This window comes from Enterobacter asburiae, assembly GCF_001521715.1.
Lineage (GTDB): Bacteria > Pseudomonadota > Gammaproteobacteria > Enterobacterales > Enterobacteriaceae > Enterobacter > Enterobacter asburiae.
The window spans coordinates 1,842,791-1,858,651 of record NZ_CP011863.1 but is presented as its reverse complement, the minus strand read 5'-3'; the positions used below and the strand labels follow the sequence as shown (position 1 = coordinate 1,858,651).

Here is a 15,861-nt window from a genome sequence, read left to right as displayed (position 1 = left end):
CAGAGGCCGTCCGCATCAACGAGGAAGTAAAAAATGGCTGACAGTTTCCAGTTAAAGGCAATCATCACCGCCGTTGACCAGCTGACCGGGCCGATGAAAGGGATGCAGCGCGAGCTTAAGGGATTCCAGAAGGAAATGGGCAGTCTGGCGCTGGGGGCTGCGGCTGCGGGTACCGCCATTCTCGGCGCGCTGGCGCTTCCGGTGAATTCCGCGATGGGCTTTGAGTCAAAAATGGCTGATATCCGCAAGGTGGTTGACGGCCTCGATGATAAAAAAGCCTTTGCGCAGATGAGTGACGATATCCTGACGCTGTCCACGCAGTTACCGATGGCGGCAGAGGGGATCGCAGAGATTGTTGCGGCAGGTGGCCAGGCGGGGATCGCGCGCAGCGACCTGATGCAGTTCGCCAACGATGCCGTGAAAATGGGAGTGGCGTTTGACACCACAGCCGAAGAGTCAGGCCAGATGATGGCGCAATGGCGAACGGCATTCAAACTGACGCAGGATGATGTGGTTGTTCTTGCCGATAAGATCAACTATCTGGGAAATACCGGTCCGGCTAACGCGAAGAAAATTTCTGATATCGTCACGAGGATCGGGCCGCTCGGTAGTGTCGCGGGTGTGGCCTCCGGTGAAATTGCAGCAATGGGCGCGACCATCGCCGGTATGGGTGTTGAATCTGAAATTGCTTCTACCGGCATCAAAAACTTCATGCTCTCACTTACTGCTGGCAACTCGGCAACAAAGTCACAGAAGGATGCGCTGGCTTTCCTGAAGCTAAACCCACGTAAACTTGCTGAGGATATGCAGAAGGATGCACGCGGCGCGATGCTGAAGGTACTGGACTCGCTCGCAAAAGTACCTAAAGCGAAGCAGGCCGCCGTCATGAACGCGCTGTTTGGCAAAGAGTCATTGAGTGCAATTGCCCCGCTGCTGACTAACCTGGATCTGTTACGTACCAATTTTACCCGCGTGGCAGATGCCCAGGAATATGGCGGCTCGATGCAGAAGGAATACGCATCACGCGCGGCCACGACAGAAAACCAGCTGGTTCTGCTGAAAAACAGTGTGAATGCGATCTCGGTGACGCTGGGTGATACCTTCCTGCCCGCCATTAACGAAGCCGCGAAAGCGGTCATGCCTTATCTGGAACAGCTCCGGACATTCGTTCGCGCGAATCCTGAGCTGGTACAGTCGGCTGCTAAATTCGGCGCGGCGCTGCTGGGTGTTGGCGTTTCTATCGGCGTGTTATCGCGTGCAATAAAAATACTGAATACGGTGATCAACCTTTCACCGGCCAAACTGGCGATAAGTGCGCTGGCGGCGGGCGCTATGCTGATTATCCAGAACTGGGATGATGTTGCCCCGGTGATAAAGGCGGCATGGGTTGAAGTGGATAAAGTTGCCCAGGCGTTTGGCGGCTGGGAAACTGTTCTGGGCGGTGTTGGCCTGTATATGACAGGCGTATTCACGGTTAAAACGCTGGGTACGCTGCGCACCGCCCTGACCTTAGCAACACAGCTTTCCGGTGTGCTGGGGAAAATCGCCACGCTGGGGGCGACCACCGTTCAGATTGCTGTTGCGATCTACATGTTTGAGCAGCTTAAAGAGATAGCCGATGCAGCGAAGGAAGCCGACCATACCGATTCATTCTGGCAGTCACTGAAAAATCGCTGGAACGCCGGGGGCTGGTATAACAATAAGCAGCAGGTCCAGCAGCGTGACATGCTGACAGGGCAGACGACAAGGGATAATTTTTCGCTATCTTCACCGTTACTGCGTCAGGGACCAGTTCTTGATCGTGCAGCTGCGCCAGCTGCACAACGCAGTGAGTTGAAAGTGACATTTGATAATGCTCCTCCAGGCATGAGAGTGCTGGATATCCCGAAATCGGGAAATCCGATGATGGATGTGACTCACGATGTCGGTTATTCACCATTCCGCACACCACGTTAAACCCGCTTCGGCGGGTTTTCTTTTGGGGGCTATATGGCTTTTTTTTCTTCAAACGACTGGCGCGATCGTCTTCGTGATGCGTCGTTTCGTGGCGTACCTTTTTCAGTGGAAGATGATGAAGGTTCGTTTGGGCGCCGTGTTCAGGTGCATGAATATCCCAATCGCGATAAACCGTTCACGGAGGATTTAGGGCGGGCAACGCGCCGGATGACTATTAACGCCTATCTGGTAGGCGACGACTATGCGGACAAGCGCGATCGCCTTATTGGCGCTATCGAAACCGCCGGGCCGGGTACGCTTGTCCATCCTCAGTATGGAGAAATGCAGGGCAGTATCGACGGTCAGGTGAGGGTCACGCACAGCAATGCAGAAGGGCGCATGTGCCGTGTTTCCTTCCAGTTCGTGGAGAGCGGCGAACTCTCATTTCCTGTTGCGGGCATGGCGACGGCGCAGCGCCTCACACAATCAGGCGGCCTGTTTGATGAAGCGATCGAAAGCATGTTCTCTGCCTTTTCACTCTCCGGCATTGCTGATTTCATCCAGAATGATGTGCTGGCCGACGCAGCCGCGATGCTTGGCGATGTTGCTGACGCGTTCCGGATGGTTGACTCCGGCGTCTCAGCGGCGATGCGACTACTGCAGGGGGATTTGTCAGTCATTTTAATGCCGCCCAGCGCAGCCAGTGATTTCGTGCGAGCGCTGCAAAAAGCCTGGCGCGCCGGGGACCGGCTAACTGGCGATACTTCAGACCTTGTGACGATGATTAAGACGATGTCCGGCGTAACGCTTGATCCGGGGCTGGCGCCACGGGGAACCTGGCCGACAGATTCCGGTTCCGTCGGGATGCAAAAATCCCGCAGTAACATGGTCGCCGCAGCGATCCGTTCCACGGCAATCAGCACGGCATCCCAGACCGTTGCAACACTGGCACAGCCGAAAACCATCGCGGCGCCGCAGGGGCAAACCGGGAAGGTAACCGGCGGTGCGTCAACTAACGATATCATCAACATTTCCCATCCCGCGCTGGACGGTTCGGGCAGTACGACGGTGAAAGAAGATCCGCCTACATGGGATGAATTAACTGAAATTCGCTCGGCTCTGAATACCGCTATTGATCAGGAGCAGCTGCGCATTACCGACGACGGGATTTTCCAGCAAATCACTGTGCTCAGAACAGACCTGAACCGGGATATTTCCGCGCGTCTTGCACAGGTGGAAATAACGGCTGAGCGGACGCCCCCGGAAGTCCTCCCTGCGCTGGTGCTGGCGGCGGGCTGGTATGACGACGCGGCGCGGGAAAATGACATTCTTACCCGCAATGTGGTTCCCCATCCGGGATTTGTGCCTGTTAAACCTCTGAGGGTACCGGTCCGATGAACAATACCGTTTTTTTACGAGTGAATGGCCGCGAGTGGGGGGGCTGGACCTCTTCCCGCATCAGCGCGGGCATTGACCGTGTTGCCCGCGATTTCAACGTGTCGATCACCAGGCAGTGGCCGGGTAGTGATGGTGTGCCGCAGATTCAAAACGGCGATCGCGTTGAGGTGATGATAGGTGATGATCTGGTGATTACAGGCTGGGTTGAGGCGTTACCGCTGCGCTACGATGCAACGGCAATAACAATGGGGATCGTTGGCCGCAGCAAAACGGCAGACCTTATTGACTGCTCAGCGGCACCTGCGCAGCACAATGGTAAAAATCTGTTCCGAATCGCCACCGCGCTGGCTAAACCGTTCGGCGTGGACGTCGTGGACGCCGGTACACCTGCGACTGCAGTCATTGACGCGCAGCCGGAACACGGTGAAACGGTGGTGGAGTGTCTGAACCGCCTGCTGGGGCAGGTGCAGGCGCTGGCCTACGATGATGCACAGGGCAGGCTGGTGCTCGGTAAACCAGGGGGTGAGAAAGCGGCCACGGCGCTGGTACTGGGCGAAAATATTCTTTCTTGCGATACAGAGCGCAGTGTCCGCGATCGGTTTTCCAGCTACCTGGTAACCGGCCAGCGCCCCGGCACTGATGACGATTTCGGTGAAGCGACGATTGCCGCCATCCGGCAGAGTACAAAAGATAGTGGAGTGACCCGCTATCGTCCGCACACCGTTCAGCAGTCCGGTACCGCGACGACGGACAGCTGCAAAGCCCGCTGTGAGTTTGAGGCCAGACAACGTGCTGCAAAAACCCGTGAAACCACGTACACGGTTCAGGGATGGCGGCAGGGCAATGGCGAACTCTGGCGGCCAAATCTTTCGGTCATCGTCTACGACCCGTTGAATGGCTTCGATAATGAGACGCTTGTTATCGCTGAAGTGACATACATTAAAGACAACAACGGCACCACGTGCGAAATCCGCGTTGGTCCTGCTGACGCATACCTGCCGGAACCGGCAGCACCGAAAAAGAAAAAGACATCGGGAGGCTCAGAATTCTGATGGCTGGATCTTCTCTTCAGAACATTGTCACGCGAGCAGTTATCACCGCGCTCGATACCGCAAAAAAATGCCAGGCCGCTGGTCTGCGGTTGATCGCCGGCGAACAAAAAGAAAACGTGGAGCATCTGGAGCCGTATGGCTTTACGTCTGCTGCGCAGGATGGTGCAGAGGCCGTGATGCTGTTTCCTGGTGGCGACCGTTCACACGGTGTTGCCGTGGTGGTTGCTGACCGGCGGTACCGCCTTAAAGGCCTGACACGCGGAGAGGTCGCCATTTACGACGATCAGGGGCAGTCGGTAACGCTGACCCGTGCCGGGATCGTTGTCAACGGCGGCGGTAAACCGGTTATTTTCACCAACGCCCCAAAAGCCCGTTTCGAAATGGATATTGAGGCCACCGGTCAGATTAAAGATCTCTGCGACGGCGCAGGTAAAACGATGTCTGCCATGCGCACGACATACAACGGGCATACCCACCAGGAAAATGGCGACGGCGGCGGAACGACAAATCCACCAACACAACCGATGAGATAAATCATGATCCTCTACGTAAACGGGCTTCTGAAGGAGTCCACGGATCCACTCGACCTTTTAACACGTGCTGTTGTTATTTCTCTGTTTTCGTGGCGGCGCGCCGAGAGCGACGACCGTACACAAGACCCCTACGGCTGGTGGGGCGATACCTGGCCGACAGTGCAGAACGACCGTATAGGCTCCCGTCTGTATCTGCTGAAACGCCGGAAACTCACCAATAAAACGCCTCAGGATGCCCGCGAGTATATGCAGCAGGCGCTGGCGTGGATGACCGAGGACGGCGTGGCCGCACGTGTTGACGTAACCGCAGAACGTACCGGGATCGATACGCTGGCGGCGGGGATAACTATCTACCAGCGTGACGGCACCATTCACAACATTACCTTTGATGACATCTGGAGTGAACTCGATGGCTGACAGTCAATTTTCACGGCCTGAACTCCCGCAACTGATAGCCACCATCCGCAGCGATTTGATGACGCGCTTCCAGGAGGATGTGCTCTTACGCCGGATGGATGCGGAAGTGTACGCGCGGGTTATGGCCGCATCCGTTCATACTCTTTACGGCTATATCGATTATCTGGCGCGCAATATGTTGCCTGATTTGTGCGATGAGGACTGGTTATACCGTCACGGCAGAATCAAGCGCTGCCCCCGAAAGGATGCCGTGGCCGCGGCGGGCTATGTGCGCTGGGATGGGATCAGCGGAACGCCGACGCTGCCCGCCGGTACGCAGATCCAGCGTGATGACCAGGTGACCTTTACCACCACGCAAACCGTGAAAGCAGCAGGTGGCGTGTTGCGCGTGCCGCTGGTGGCGGATAACCCCGGTGCTGCAGGAAATACCGATGACGGAATTGCCTTACGTCTGGGCACGCCGGTAAGTGGCATCCCGTCTACGGGGTATGCCGACACGGTGGTGGGCGGCGATGACATAGAAGAACTGGAGACATGGCGCGCCCGCGTCATGGAGCGTTATTACTGGATCCCACAGGGCGGTGCTGATCCTGATTATGTCATCTGGGCAAAAGAGATTGCGGGTATCACCCGGGCGTGGACTCTCCGGCACTATAAGGGGACCGGAACCGTAGGCGTCATGGTGGCAACCGGCGACCCGACGCACCCGGCACCGGGCGATGATCTGGTTCAGGCTGTCCGTAACCATATCCTGCCGCTGGCACCCATTGCAGGCGCAGGTCTTTTCGTTTTCGCGGCCACGGAAAAAGTAATTCCGATGACGATCGCGCTGGCGAAAGATACCGCAGAAATCCGCGCAGCCGTATCCGCGGAGCTGAATTCACTGATGCTGCGCGACGGTGTTCCTGACGGAAAAGTGTACCTGTCACGCATCAGCGAAGCGATAAGCCTGGCAACAGGGGAGGTTGCTCACCAGCTGCGTGCGCCGGTTGCAGACGTTGCGCTGGGATCTACCGAACTGCCCGTTGTTGGCACCATCACCTGGGAAACCTATACGGAGGCGAGCAGCTGATGGCAATGCAGGATGAATATGAGCAGCTACTCTACAGGCTGCTTCCGCCTGGCCCGGCATGGGAGGGTGAGATCCCGTTAATTGAAGGCCTTGCCCCGTCGCTTACGCGCGTGCATCAACGTGCCGATGCGCTGATGAAGGAAATTGACCCGGCGCAGACAACAGAGTTGATTGACCGCTATGAAACCGTCTACGGCCTGCCGGACTCCTGTACCCCTGACGGGGTGCAATCGCTGGTCCAGCGTCAGCAACGTCTGGATGCAAAGGCCAACGTGGCGGGCGGTATCAACGAACAGTTCTACCGTAACCAGCTGGACGCGCTGGGTTATACCACCGCAACGATTGAACAGTTTCAGAACCTCGACAGCAGCCCTAACCCGGAATGGGGGGAATTCTGGCGCTATTACTGGCGTGTGAATATCCCGGCTGACGCCAACGTTAACTGGCAGACCTGCACCAGTGCGTGCAACTCCGCAATCAGAACCTGGGGCGACACGGTCGCTGAGTGCGTTATAGAAAAACTTGCGCCGTCACATACCGTCGTCGTTTTTGCTTACCCGGAAGGAACAGACAATGCATCGAATTGATACACCCACGGCTCAGGCCGATAAATTTGGTCAGGGCAAAAATGGTTTTACAAATGGTGACCCGGCCACCGGCCGCCGTGCTACTGATCTGAACAGTGATATGTGGGATGCCGTTCAGGAGGAAATCTGTAACGCTATCGAGAAATCAGGCGCGGTGCTGAATAAAGGGCAACATGATCAGCTATATCAGGCTATCGTTAAGCTCATCACTGACCGTGTGCCTGATGCGCTTTTACGCAGCAAGAATCTTGCTGATGTGGTGGATAAAGCACTGGCGCGCTCGAATCTGGAGCTGGGAACCGCAGCTATTCGTAACACCGCTGACAACAGCAATAACAACGCTCTGGTGCCTGTTGGTTACAAGGGGAATTTTACAGCCGACTCTAATCACGGCGCGATTGATTTTGCGACTTACCCCTTTGTCGTCGGTGAATCATTGTTTATTGATACGCGTGGGTGTACCAATAACCCACCGTTCATTACGCAGGATTTTTATTATATAGATGTCGTGTGCGCCACCGGCCCCGCTCAGGGGGGGAGGGTAAACAGGCCGTTGATCCAGTTCGTCAGTTACACGAATTCGAAGTTGATCCTCGCCATTCGGGAAGATGATGGTACTACCATAGGCTGGCGCTATTTCAGGGCGGTGCAATACGATTCTGATAATAATACGGTAACTATTCCGGGGGCGCTTAAGGCTGTCAATGGCGGTGCAGAGCTTTCACAAAATGCGATAAACATTCGTGGGGCAGGGAATAAACACCTCTGGTTTTTTAATGCTTCCGGTGCAGAAATGGGGCTCGTTTATGCCTCTGACGATAAAGTGCTTCATTTACGCGCAGCGCAGGGACCGTCAGTAGATATTCAGTCAAATGGAAATGTGATTGCGCCTAATTATCTTGAGGCTAAGGATGATATTCACTCAGGGAGGAATATCAGCAGCGTGGGGCTGATTCAGGCGGGGGCGGGCCTGTACGACACGCCAGGAGTGCGGGTGTACTCGCCCAATAACCCACCGCCACAACAGGATTTAAGCCCATACGCGCGACGTGACTCGATTACTACCGTTGGGCTTTCATCAAACAATCCTGCATACCCATATATGCGGCAGGAGTCTACAGGTGCAGTTATAGAACTTGCACCTCAAGACTGGGTTAGAGGTAATTTCCTGCAGGGTATGCGGTTAGGTGCTCAGGGAGCTGCTAACAATAATAATGGTGGATGGGCCGTTGCACCAAATGGTGCAGTTTTGACTGCATCATATCAAGATGCTAACTATACGGCGGTGTATTATAGATATCCACAATATAATCTAAATGGAACATGGTATAACACAGGTGCAATATGATGATTGCTGGTAAATTTACAAGATATATCCCTACAAGTGGAAAATTGTTGAAAGATTCTAGCGTTATAAAAAATCTTACTGGGATGGATGTTATTTTTCTGCAAAATGAACGAGGCGATGATTGGTATGAAATTCAATCGAAATTCTCACAAGAAACTATGAAAATAGTTTATGATGAAAATGGAATTATCACATCATACTCTCTCGATGCATCTTCACTAAATCCGATTGATTCTTATGTGGCGGAGATTTCTGAAACAGAATTTCCAGAGGGTATTGATATATTGGGTGGTTGGAAATTTGATGGCAAAAAACTAATTCAAATAAATCCTGACCCGTTGGATGAAATCAATAGTAAAAAAATTCGTTTGATAAATGAAGCTACAGCAGTTATAGCGACTTTACAAGATGCTGTAGATTTATCAATTGCAACCACTCAGGAAGTCGAAAGTCTACGTGAATGGAAAATATATCGGGTGCTTTTGAATAGGGTTAATCCAAACGAACCTGACTGGCCGTTAAAACCAACCCAATGAATGAAGGCTATTTTTTCCTAAATCGAATGATCGTATTTAGGTACAATGGTAATATTAATATTTGAACTTTACGAGATATCTTAAAGTTTCCAATGAAACTTAGCAAGGCACGGCGTAGTGCTTTCTGTTCTACGAAAGGAAGCTTTGCGCCTTTGTTTTTCACCAACATGTATTTGAGGAGATTGAATATTCTTTGCACGGTAGGGAAAAGGGCTCGTTTTATCTCTGCATTATCTTTTGCCTGCAGCGAAAGTAATTTTACTGCGTAAACTAAATCAACAATATCTTTTTGTCTGAAAGTTTGGGTTATACTTTTTTTATGATAGCGATACCAAATCAAGGATTTATTAAGGCCATAGATAACTTTGCTATGCAAATATATGGCCGGGACTGTGCTCATATCTTCATAGAGACGGCCTGTGGGAAATTGAATGTCAAATTCATGGAATAATGCAGTTTTATAAACCCTTGCCCATGGATACCACTTGGATCTTTTGAATGCTGGTGATAATTCTGCCACAGAGGCGATAACAACCCTTCCTGTGAAAACAGAACAATCTATATGTTCAACTATATTGGTTATTTTACCATCGAATTGTTCAGCGTTAAATTCTACTATATCGATTGTGGAGTCATTTATCAAAGGTAACACTTCAGCCCAGAAATCAGAGTGAAAAAAATCATCGGAATCTAACAAGGCTATATATTCACCTTTCGCAATTTTTATCCCTGCGTTCCTTGCGGCGGAAATGCCTGCATTATCTTGATGAATAATTGTGATGAGTTTATCTTTATATGTTTGTATAGTGCGTTCAATGATATCAGCACTGTCGTCAGTAGAACCGTCATTAACAACAATTAGTTCAACCGTATTCGACAAATAAGGAAGAATCGACTGTAGGCATTCAGCAATGAAATCACGTGAATTATAACATGGTACTATAACGCTTAACTTAACCTTATCCATTCTAAATTTTGCTCCAAATTCACGCTTTATTGCAGAACATTCGCCAGTGCTTCATTATTGCTTAATGCTAACTGAGCAGCCTCGCAATATGCAATAGCGGGCTGCCCTGCGTGGTTAAGGTTGCAGCCAGCGATCACGTGCGCGCCGTGCTATGGCGATCATTTCCTGTATCTCGCCGAGCGTGAATTTTTCCGCTTCATCGCACGGCATCACCACGTAGCCAGAGCGGATCACGTGCTCAAGGCATGAATCTGGATTCATGATCACCTCGCCAGGCATAAGAGGGTGGCACGCCACCGGCAGACCGTTTTCGAAGTAGGTGATTACCGCGTAATTCCCCGGAAAGGTGGGGCTGGAGGCCTGCTGTTTTAATTGTTTTTCGCATTCGATGAAGTAGCGGCGAATCTGTCTGCCTTTATCGTTTCGTTCAACCATAGCCAGTTCTTTGGCGGTGTCGAGTGTGAGATGGTAATCCTTTCGGTTGTGGCCACCTCGTCCAGAATTTTGCTTTCCAGTATTGGTAAGCAAAACGTAGTCTTGGTTTTCAATGAAGCCATAATCGGCAATGCGATCTTTTATCCAGGCTGCGAAAATTTTTCCTACGGATAAGAACGCATGAAGATCACGCGCATCACAGAGAAGGGTTGTTTCATTGCAAATCTTGCCGTTAAAGAGGGGGATAAGTTGAGTGGTCATAGTGACGTCCTCATGTGGTTTCAAGATTAACCACCACCGCTGACGCCAATCAGTTAGGTGGTGAACTGTGCAGGGTTGGCGTAACCGGGAAACCAACCGGCGCGGATTTCTCCGCCCCCACACAGCCCACCATAATGCGAAGATGTGACTATGCAAACGACAATAAAAAACACGCTCGCGGCGTGTTGTTGTCGCGGTCTCTATCCGGGACGCCAATCCCGACACCAGATTTTGCTGGTGCAAGGCGAGTATGAGAAAAAAAATTTTTCATGTCAACGTAAGCGAAAAAAATGTGTCCGAACCTCGTCCGAACATGTCCGAAAATTTGTGTAACTATATGATTTTTAGTGCCTGAAAACGCACCATCAAATGTATATATTTTAATCTGATTGGTGCGTATCGTCTTGATTATGAAAGAAAAAATAATTTGCGGGTATAAACAGGAATCGTATTCGGTCTCTTTTTATCTATTTGTTTCTCAAGGGTTTTTTCGGTCTCAACACAAAATCCCCCGAAAATTACTCGAACATTCCATATCCTGTCTAAACCATAACATACTCAGGACCGCGTGCGTCCAGGGTTTTTTGGGATCTTTGTTAAAATTTTGTGTCCGAGAGATCGCTAAGCAAAAGTCTTCCGGCCAGCAAAAGGGCAGCCCATAAGTTAAATAATGAACGCGCTGAATTTATCTTTGTGGCGGACAATGTACTCCGGGAAGTTTTCAACCGTCAGCTCTTGCCTGGTTAACGTCCTGTCGCGTCCCCAGATATCTTCCGCATTTTTAATGACCTTCATGATGTGTTCCGGGTTGTTAAACTCAGGAAGATCATATTCAGTATGGGATATGGTCGACATTTTTTCTGAGATGCGCTCGGGTGTCATTACCCATGAGAAGTGCCAGCCACCATTGTCAATAATGCTGTTGTTAATCTTGAACCAGTTCCACTTTAGCCAGGACCAGTTTTTAACGCTTCGGGTGCGTTTAAGATTCCTGAATGATTCAGGTTCGCCGCCAAAGAAACTAACGAGGTTTTTATATTGTGTGGCTCTCGGCAATTTACATTTTCTTGGCGTGTTGTCAGTATTAAAAACCTGCAGGTTGAACTGATAATTATAGAAATTCTGATAAATAGTGGTGCAGAGCTTTTTGGGATTTATCGATGCTACCACCTGTGGTGAAAATATCTCATCGACATCGGAAACTAAAATCAAATCATCATCGCTGGCCTGCGTCAAACCCTGCATGATGGCATTCCTCTGCGCGGCTTCATTTGCCCACGCATCCACCTCCATTCCCACTGGCAGACCCGGAATCACCTCCCGAGCCTGGTGTGATTCTTCAGCGGCTTTCGTAATCGGCTCTTTATCATGAACAACGTATATAATTTTATCTTTAAACTGGCTGTATTTATTAATGTCAAAATGCAGCGGCCTCTTTTTACCGGTAAAGGTATGCGTTGACTCAACGATAACGAAGCGGTCGACAACGTCCGCGAGCGTGTTTAGCCTGATTTCGAGAAGCATATCTTCATCGTAATATAAGAAGCAGTCATAGATCATTACCGAAGTCCCTCATTTTTGCGCCCACATTGCGCTCTTCCCAACGCATTCGCCGGTTTCATTTCGCGCAATGCTAACTGAGCGCCCTCGCCCTGTGCAATAGTGCACTGCTTTATCATGCTTTTTTAAACGGAATGCATCCGATATGCAGTGAGCGAAGACGCCAGCCAGGCTTAAAAGTGGGACTTAACGGATGCCTCTATTTCATCGAGTAGCTCAAAGCGACGGCGGTATTCGGCGCGTTTTTTACTGGCAATCTCTTCAAGGGATTTACGCTCCATTTTCAGCGGCAGCTGCCAGCAGAAAGCTGAGAGCTTTTTACCGTCCAGAGATGCCCAAAATTCATCGTAGCTGGCGTGGAAATGGCGGCCTTTGCTCAGGCGATATCGCAACGCGCGGAAAACGTGCCCTTCATCGCTGACGGCAAAAATCGCCCGGACAGATGACTGCGCAGCCAGCTGAAAAAGAACTTCCATCAACACGCGCTTAGGGAACAGGCCGTGACAGGCGCGGGTGGCCTGTTTAATGACGTCTCGCGATACGCAGCGACGGGGCCCCTGAAGCCCGCCGATGACCATCACTTGCTGACCATTGCTGCGCGCGACGCTAAAGGTCAGGCTGGCCAGCAGCGTATCCTCGTTGTCGTGTAGCCACAGCGTGCTTTCTCCTTCGCGCTCGGCTTTTCCCGCAGAGGAAGCATTGACCGTATAGGTTACACCGTCTTTAGCATGGAACTGCACAACGGTTTGCTCCTGCGGGCTCGTCAGGGCCTGAGCGAGACCGCTCTCTTTCAGGCTATCAATCCAGTAGTAATGGTTGACGATAGCGTCGGCGCGATCGTTAGCCGTCAGGCCGCGCATCAGATACTGTCGGTGGGTCTTGCTGGGCAACGTAATTTGAGAGGCCAGCAGCCTGTCGAAATCGTCGCGACCCGAAAGGGCTTCCAGCATGCGATGGGTGGAAGACCAGAACAGAAGCGAGCGTAAAAGGAACTTCAGACGATATTCGCGTTTGCGCCAGATCGGACCCGGCACGCGTTTGCCGTTCACCAGCTCGGAAATAATATTTGTGCGATGCGGATAAAAAACATCGTTATGCAGGTGCGTATTAGACACGTGAAGACCCCTCTTTTTTTATACCCTTATTCTAAAGAGCCAATAAAAAGGGATTAATAGCGCGAGGATCTTTATTTCTGTTTGGTTTACCGTTTGTTTGACTTCGTGATGACCGCGCATGTCTGTTGCCTTTTCTGCGGCGGCTATACTGTTTAAAGGAGGTCCTATGTATCAGCGAATTGAAGGTGGGATGTGGCGTCACGTCTGGGTTGTCAGCGATATACACGGTTGTTACCAGTGGCTTATGGATGAGCTTAAACGCCGTCATTTTAACCCATATGAGGATTTACTTATTTCAGTCGGGGATGTGATTGACCGTGGCCCTGATAGCGTTAAATGTCTGCAGTTAATCCATGAAAAATGGTTTCGTGCCGTGCGGGGAAACCATGAGCAAATGGCTCTCGACAGTCTGGATAATAACGATTTTTCTCTCTGGACGATGAATGGTGGAATATGGTTTTCGCATCTTGAACGCGACCAGCAGCAGCTTGCCCTGTCGTTGCTCGACGCCTGTCGCGATTTACCGCATATCATCGAGATAACCTGTGCGAACGGTCTGAATGTGATTGCCCATGCTGATTATCCGGCCGCGGAATACCGGTGGCAAAAACCGGTTAGCGCTCAGCGCGTCTTATGGAACCGCGACAGGCTGATGGGATTTATGGTGGGTAAAGGAGAGGGCATCAGCGGCGCGGATCATTTCTGGTTTGGGCATACGCCCCTCGACAGAAGATACGATTTTAATAATCTTCACTACATTGATACGGGGGCTGTTTTCGACGGTTACTTCACGCTGGCGCAGCTGCAGTAATAAATAACCCGCCTTCGGGCGGGTTCTCTTTAGGTCAGGCAAGACGCATGACCCAGGCATCGGTTTTACTATCGTAATGCTCACGGTAAAGGACAGAATGTTCGCCATCAAGTATTGCCGGGACGCTGGTGTCTGCATCCCATGCATCGAGCTGCATGCACAAATCCGGGTCGGATTTGCAGGGAATACTTAACGTTCGATCGCCTTGTGCTTCGCCGCGCAGCTCTGCGTCGTCGATCTCAAAAGCGCCAATACGCACGCTGGTTTTCGTCATAGTGCTCTCCGGGTCGGTTGTCAAAATCTGGTATGACCAGTGCGATCACCCATTTTTGATCGTAGACAAGGAGAGCAAAATCGCCAGTAAAAAAATGCGCTTTTTTTCAGGCTGTGCGATCGTTACCGGTAAACAGACTGCCATCCCGAACCAGCTCGCGCGGATAGCTGTTTTTCAGCCTTGAGCCGACTTTTTTTGCCAGCCCCAGCGGATATCCCTGATACGTCACTATCACTTCATCGCCTGATGGCGTGCTGTCCGGATAGACATCGCGACCACGGTACCACTCTTCGGCTTCCTGATGCGTCAGGGCAAAGGTATTCTCGCGACCGGCAAGGGCGATAACGGCCTCATGCTGCCAGCGATAGCCTTTGTTATGCACTTCTGCCAGGCGGATCCCGATTCGCGAAAAACGGACCTTTCCGATGAGCGGCTCGATCTGTGCGGGGAACAGCCATATCTCTTTATCACGCATCCAGGGGTGCAGACTCTCATCCCAGACCAGCCCAACCTTTTTGGCGGCGGCTTCAAGCTGTGCTGCATCGCGACCTTTAAGGGGAGCAAACGGGAAGTTGCCGACCTTAAATTTAGGCGTGGGCAGGGGCTCAACGGCCTGCGTTTTACGCAGACGCGCCACAAAGAACCCTTCGCAGTCGTAAATCTGCGGGAACACGTGGAGGAAACCCTCCGGCGTGACCGCCTCCTGTGCCGAGGCGAACAGATCGTTAAGCGGCAGAAACTCCACGGCATCCGGGTAGTTCGCTTTCAGCCACAGGCAGACGTCTTCGTTTTCATCGCGGTTTAAGGTGCACGTTGAATAGACCAGCGTGCCGCCGGGGCGCAACGCGTGAAATGCGCTCTCGATCAGCTCTCGCTGCGTGGCGGCGATCTCCAGGTTGCTTTCCACGGACCAGTTTTTTAACGCATCGGGATCTTTACGCACCACCCCTTCGCCGGAGCAGGGGGCGTCCAGCAGAATGGCATCGAAGGCTTCCGGTAAGGCGGCGCCAAACACGCGTCCGTCGAAGTGCGTCAGGGCAACATTATGAATACCGCAGCGGCTGATGTTGGCATGCAGCACCTTCACGCGGCTGGCGGAAAACTCGTTGGCGAGGATCGCCCCGTGGTTACCCATCCGCGCGGCAATTTGCGTGGTTTTTGAGCCGGGCGCAGCGGCAACATCCATCACGCGCTCGGGCGCATTTCCATCGGCAAACAGGGCGGCCACCGGCAGCATCGAGCTGGCTTCCTGAATATAGAACAGACCGCTCAGATGTTCAGCGGTACTGCCCAGCGGCAGTGAGGCTTCGTCATCACGTTCGATCCAGAAACCCTCGGCGCACCACGGGACCGGCGTAAGCTGCCAGCCGTACGGCGAGACCAGCGCCAGAAAATCATCGACGCTGATTTTCAGCGTGTTGACGCGAATACTTCGCCGTAACGGACGCTGGCAGGCGGAGATAAAATCGTCTAACGACAGGTGAGAGGGAAGCGCCTCGAGCATCTGCGCCAGGAATTGTTCAGGAAGAAATACGGAGTTTTGAGCCACGGGCACACCAC

16 protein-coding genes are annotated in these 15,861 nt (G+C 51.9%); 10 read left to right on the top strand and 6 right to left on the bottom strand.

The window, feature by feature from the left end; all coding sequences use genetic code 11:
• Window positions 1-33: 33 nt before the first annotated feature.
• The 9 genes from ACJ69_RS09080 to ACJ69_RS09040 are packed head-to-tail and all read left to right on the top strand — an operon-like array spanning window position 34 to window position 8,878.
• A complete protein-coding gene (locus ACJ69_RS09080) occupies window positions 34-1,956 on the top strand; it encodes a phage tail tape measure protein (protein WP_059346928.1) in 1,923 nt (640 codons plus the stop codon).
• 33 nt (window positions 1,957-1,989) lie between these two features.
• Entirely contained in the window at window positions 1,990-3,333 is a 1,344-nt protein-coding gene (locus ACJ69_RS09075) for a DNA circularization protein (RefSeq protein WP_054829590.1), read from the top strand.
• Window positions 3,330-4,385, top strand: a complete 1,056-nt coding sequence (locus ACJ69_RS09070; RefSeq protein ID WP_059346927.1) for a phage baseplate assembly protein — start codon at window positions 3,330-3,332, stop codon at window positions 4,383-4,385. Before ACJ69_RS09075 ends, ACJ69_RS09070 begins: the two co-directional genes overlap by 4 nt.
• Entirely contained in the window at window positions 4,385-4,918 is a 534-nt protein-coding gene (locus ACJ69_RS09065) for a phage baseplate assembly protein V (protein WP_054829589.1), read from the top strand. The genes ACJ69_RS09070 and ACJ69_RS09065 overlap by 1 nt, the downstream gene beginning before the upstream one ends.
• Before the next feature lie 3 nt (window positions 4,919-4,921).
• Entirely contained in the window at window positions 4,922-5,335 is a 414-nt protein-coding gene (locus ACJ69_RS09060; RefSeq protein WP_054829588.1) for a phage GP46 family protein, read from the top strand.
• Complete coding sequence (locus ACJ69_RS09055) at window positions 5,328-6,407, top strand: baseplate J/gp47 family protein (RefSeq protein WP_054829587.1); 1,080 nt, start codon at window positions 5,328-5,330, stop codon at window positions 6,405-6,407. Before ACJ69_RS09060 ends, ACJ69_RS09055 begins: the two co-directional genes overlap by 8 nt.
• Window positions 6,407-6,994 carry a YmfQ family protein gene (locus ACJ69_RS09050; protein ID WP_041910491.1) on the top strand — a complete coding sequence of 196 codons (588 nt, stop codon included), beginning with the start codon at window positions 6,407-6,409 and terminating at the stop codon, window positions 6,992-6,994. Before ACJ69_RS09055 ends, ACJ69_RS09050 begins: the two co-directional genes overlap by 1 nt.
• Window positions 6,981-8,342 (top strand): hypothetical protein, encoded by a 1,362-nt coding sequence (locus ACJ69_RS25565; RefSeq protein WP_197937148.1) that lies wholly within the window; start codon window positions 6,981-6,983, stop codon window positions 8,340-8,342. Before ACJ69_RS09050 ends, ACJ69_RS25565 begins: the two co-directional genes overlap by 14 nt.
• Window positions 8,339-8,878 (top strand): tail fiber assembly protein, encoded by a 540-nt coding sequence (locus ACJ69_RS09040; protein WP_081051426.1) that lies wholly within the window; start codon window positions 8,339-8,341, stop codon window positions 8,876-8,878. Before ACJ69_RS25565 ends, ACJ69_RS09040 begins: the two co-directional genes overlap by 4 nt.
• Window positions 8,879-8,885: 7 nt before the next feature.
• Here the strand turns inward: ACJ69_RS09040 and ACJ69_RS09035 are convergent, their stop codons facing one another.
• The 4 genes from ACJ69_RS09035 to ACJ69_RS09020 form a co-directional block, all read right to left on the bottom strand.
• Window positions 8,886-9,845: a glycosyltransferase family 2 protein gene (locus ACJ69_RS09035; RefSeq protein WP_059346925.1), complete on the bottom strand. Its 960-nt coding sequence runs from the start codon at window positions 9,843-9,845 to the stop codon at window positions 8,886-8,888.
• A gap of 114 nt (window positions 9,846-9,959) precedes the next feature.
• Window positions 9,960-10,541: an antA/AntB antirepressor family protein gene (locus ACJ69_RS09030; RefSeq protein WP_054829581.1), complete on the bottom strand. Its 582-nt coding sequence runs from the start codon at window positions 10,539-10,541 to the stop codon at window positions 9,960-9,962.
• Between the two features lie 663 nt (window positions 10,542-11,204).
• Entirely contained in the window at window positions 11,205-12,101 is an 897-nt protein-coding gene (locus tag ACJ69_RS09025) for a glycosyltransferase family 17 protein (RefSeq protein WP_059346924.1), read from the bottom strand.
• A 173-nt stretch (window positions 12,102-12,274) separates the two neighbouring features.
• Window positions 12,275-13,216: a VirK/YbjX family protein gene (locus tag ACJ69_RS09020; protein WP_059346923.1), complete on the bottom strand. Its 942-nt coding sequence runs from the start codon at window positions 13,214-13,216 to the stop codon at window positions 12,275-12,277.
• Between the two features lie 166 nt (window positions 13,217-13,382).
• Here ACJ69_RS09020 and pphA point away from each other — a divergent pair, with 166 nt between their 5' ends.
• Window positions 13,383-14,027: a protein-serine/threonine phosphatase gene (gene pphA, locus ACJ69_RS09015; protein WP_033145837.1), complete on the top strand. Its 645-nt coding sequence runs from the start codon at window positions 13,383-13,385 to the stop codon at window positions 14,025-14,027.
• A 34-nt stretch (window positions 14,028-14,061) separates the two neighbouring features.
• Here the strand turns inward: pphA and ACJ69_RS09010 are convergent, their stop codons facing one another.
• Together ACJ69_RS09010 and rsmF are read right to left on the bottom strand one after the other, a co-directional pair.
• Complete coding sequence (locus tag ACJ69_RS09010; protein WP_008500472.1) at window positions 14,062-14,301, bottom strand: YebV family protein; 240 nt, start codon at window positions 14,299-14,301, stop codon at window positions 14,062-14,064.
• Between the two features lie 106 nt (window positions 14,302-14,407).
• A complete protein-coding gene (gene rsmF / locus ACJ69_RS09005) occupies window positions 14,408-15,850 on the bottom strand; it encodes a 16S rRNA (cytosine(1407)-C(5))-methyltransferase RsmF (protein WP_054829580.1) in 1,443 nt (480 codons plus the stop codon).
• Between the last annotated feature and the right edge of the window lie 11 nt (window positions 15,851-15,861).

Excerpts from the sequence above, each read along its gene's own strand:
- ACJ69_RS09080 (WP_059346928.1), top strand. The coding sequence starts at position 34 with ATGGCTGACAGTTTCCAGTTAAAGGCAATCATCACCGCCGTTGACCAG.
- ACJ69_RS09075 (WP_054829590.1), top strand. The coding sequence starts at position 1,990 with ATGGCTTTTTTTTCTTCAAACGACTGGCGCGATCGTCTTCGTGATGCG.
- ACJ69_RS09070 (WP_059346927.1), top strand. The coding sequence starts at position 3,330 with ATGAACAATACCGTTTTTTTACGAGTGAATGGCCGCGAGTGGGGGGGC.
- ACJ69_RS09065 (WP_054829589.1), top strand. The coding sequence starts at position 4,385 with ATGGCTGGATCTTCTCTTCAGAACATTGTCACGCGAGCAGTTATCACC.
- ACJ69_RS09060 (WP_054829588.1), top strand. The coding sequence starts at position 4,922 with ATGATCCTCTACGTAAACGGGCTTCTGAAGGAGTCCACGGATCCACTC.
- ACJ69_RS09055 (WP_054829587.1), top strand. The coding sequence starts at position 5,328 with ATGGCTGACAGTCAATTTTCACGGCCTGAACTCCCGCAACTGATAGCC.
- ACJ69_RS09050 (WP_041910491.1), top strand. The coding sequence starts at position 6,407 with ATGGCAATGCAGGATGAATATGAGCAGCTACTCTACAGGCTGCTTCCG.
- ACJ69_RS25565 (WP_197937148.1), top strand. The coding sequence starts at position 6,981 with ATGCATCGAATTGATACACCCACGGCTCAGGCCGATAAATTTGGTCAG.
- ACJ69_RS09040 (WP_081051426.1), top strand. The coding sequence starts at position 8,339 with ATGATGATTGCTGGTAAATTTACAAGATATATCCCTACAAGTGGAAAA.
- ACJ69_RS09035 (WP_059346925.1), bottom strand. The coding sequence starts at position 9,845 with ATGGATAAGGTTAAGTTAAGCGTTATAGTACCATGTTATAATTCACGT.
- ACJ69_RS09030 (WP_054829581.1), bottom strand. The coding sequence starts at position 10,541 with ATGACCACTCAACTTATCCCCCTCTTTAACGGCAAGATTTGCAATGAA.
- ACJ69_RS09025 (WP_059346924.1), bottom strand. The coding sequence starts at position 12,101 with ATGATCTATGACTGCTTCTTATATTACGATGAAGATATGCTTCTCGAA.
- pphA (WP_033145837.1), top strand. The coding sequence starts at position 13,383 with ATGTATCAGCGAATTGAAGGTGGGATGTGGCGTCACGTCTGGGTTGTC.
- ACJ69_RS09010 (WP_008500472.1), bottom strand. The coding sequence starts at position 14,301 with ATGACGAAAACCAGCGTGCGTATTGGCGCTTTTGAGATCGACGACGCA.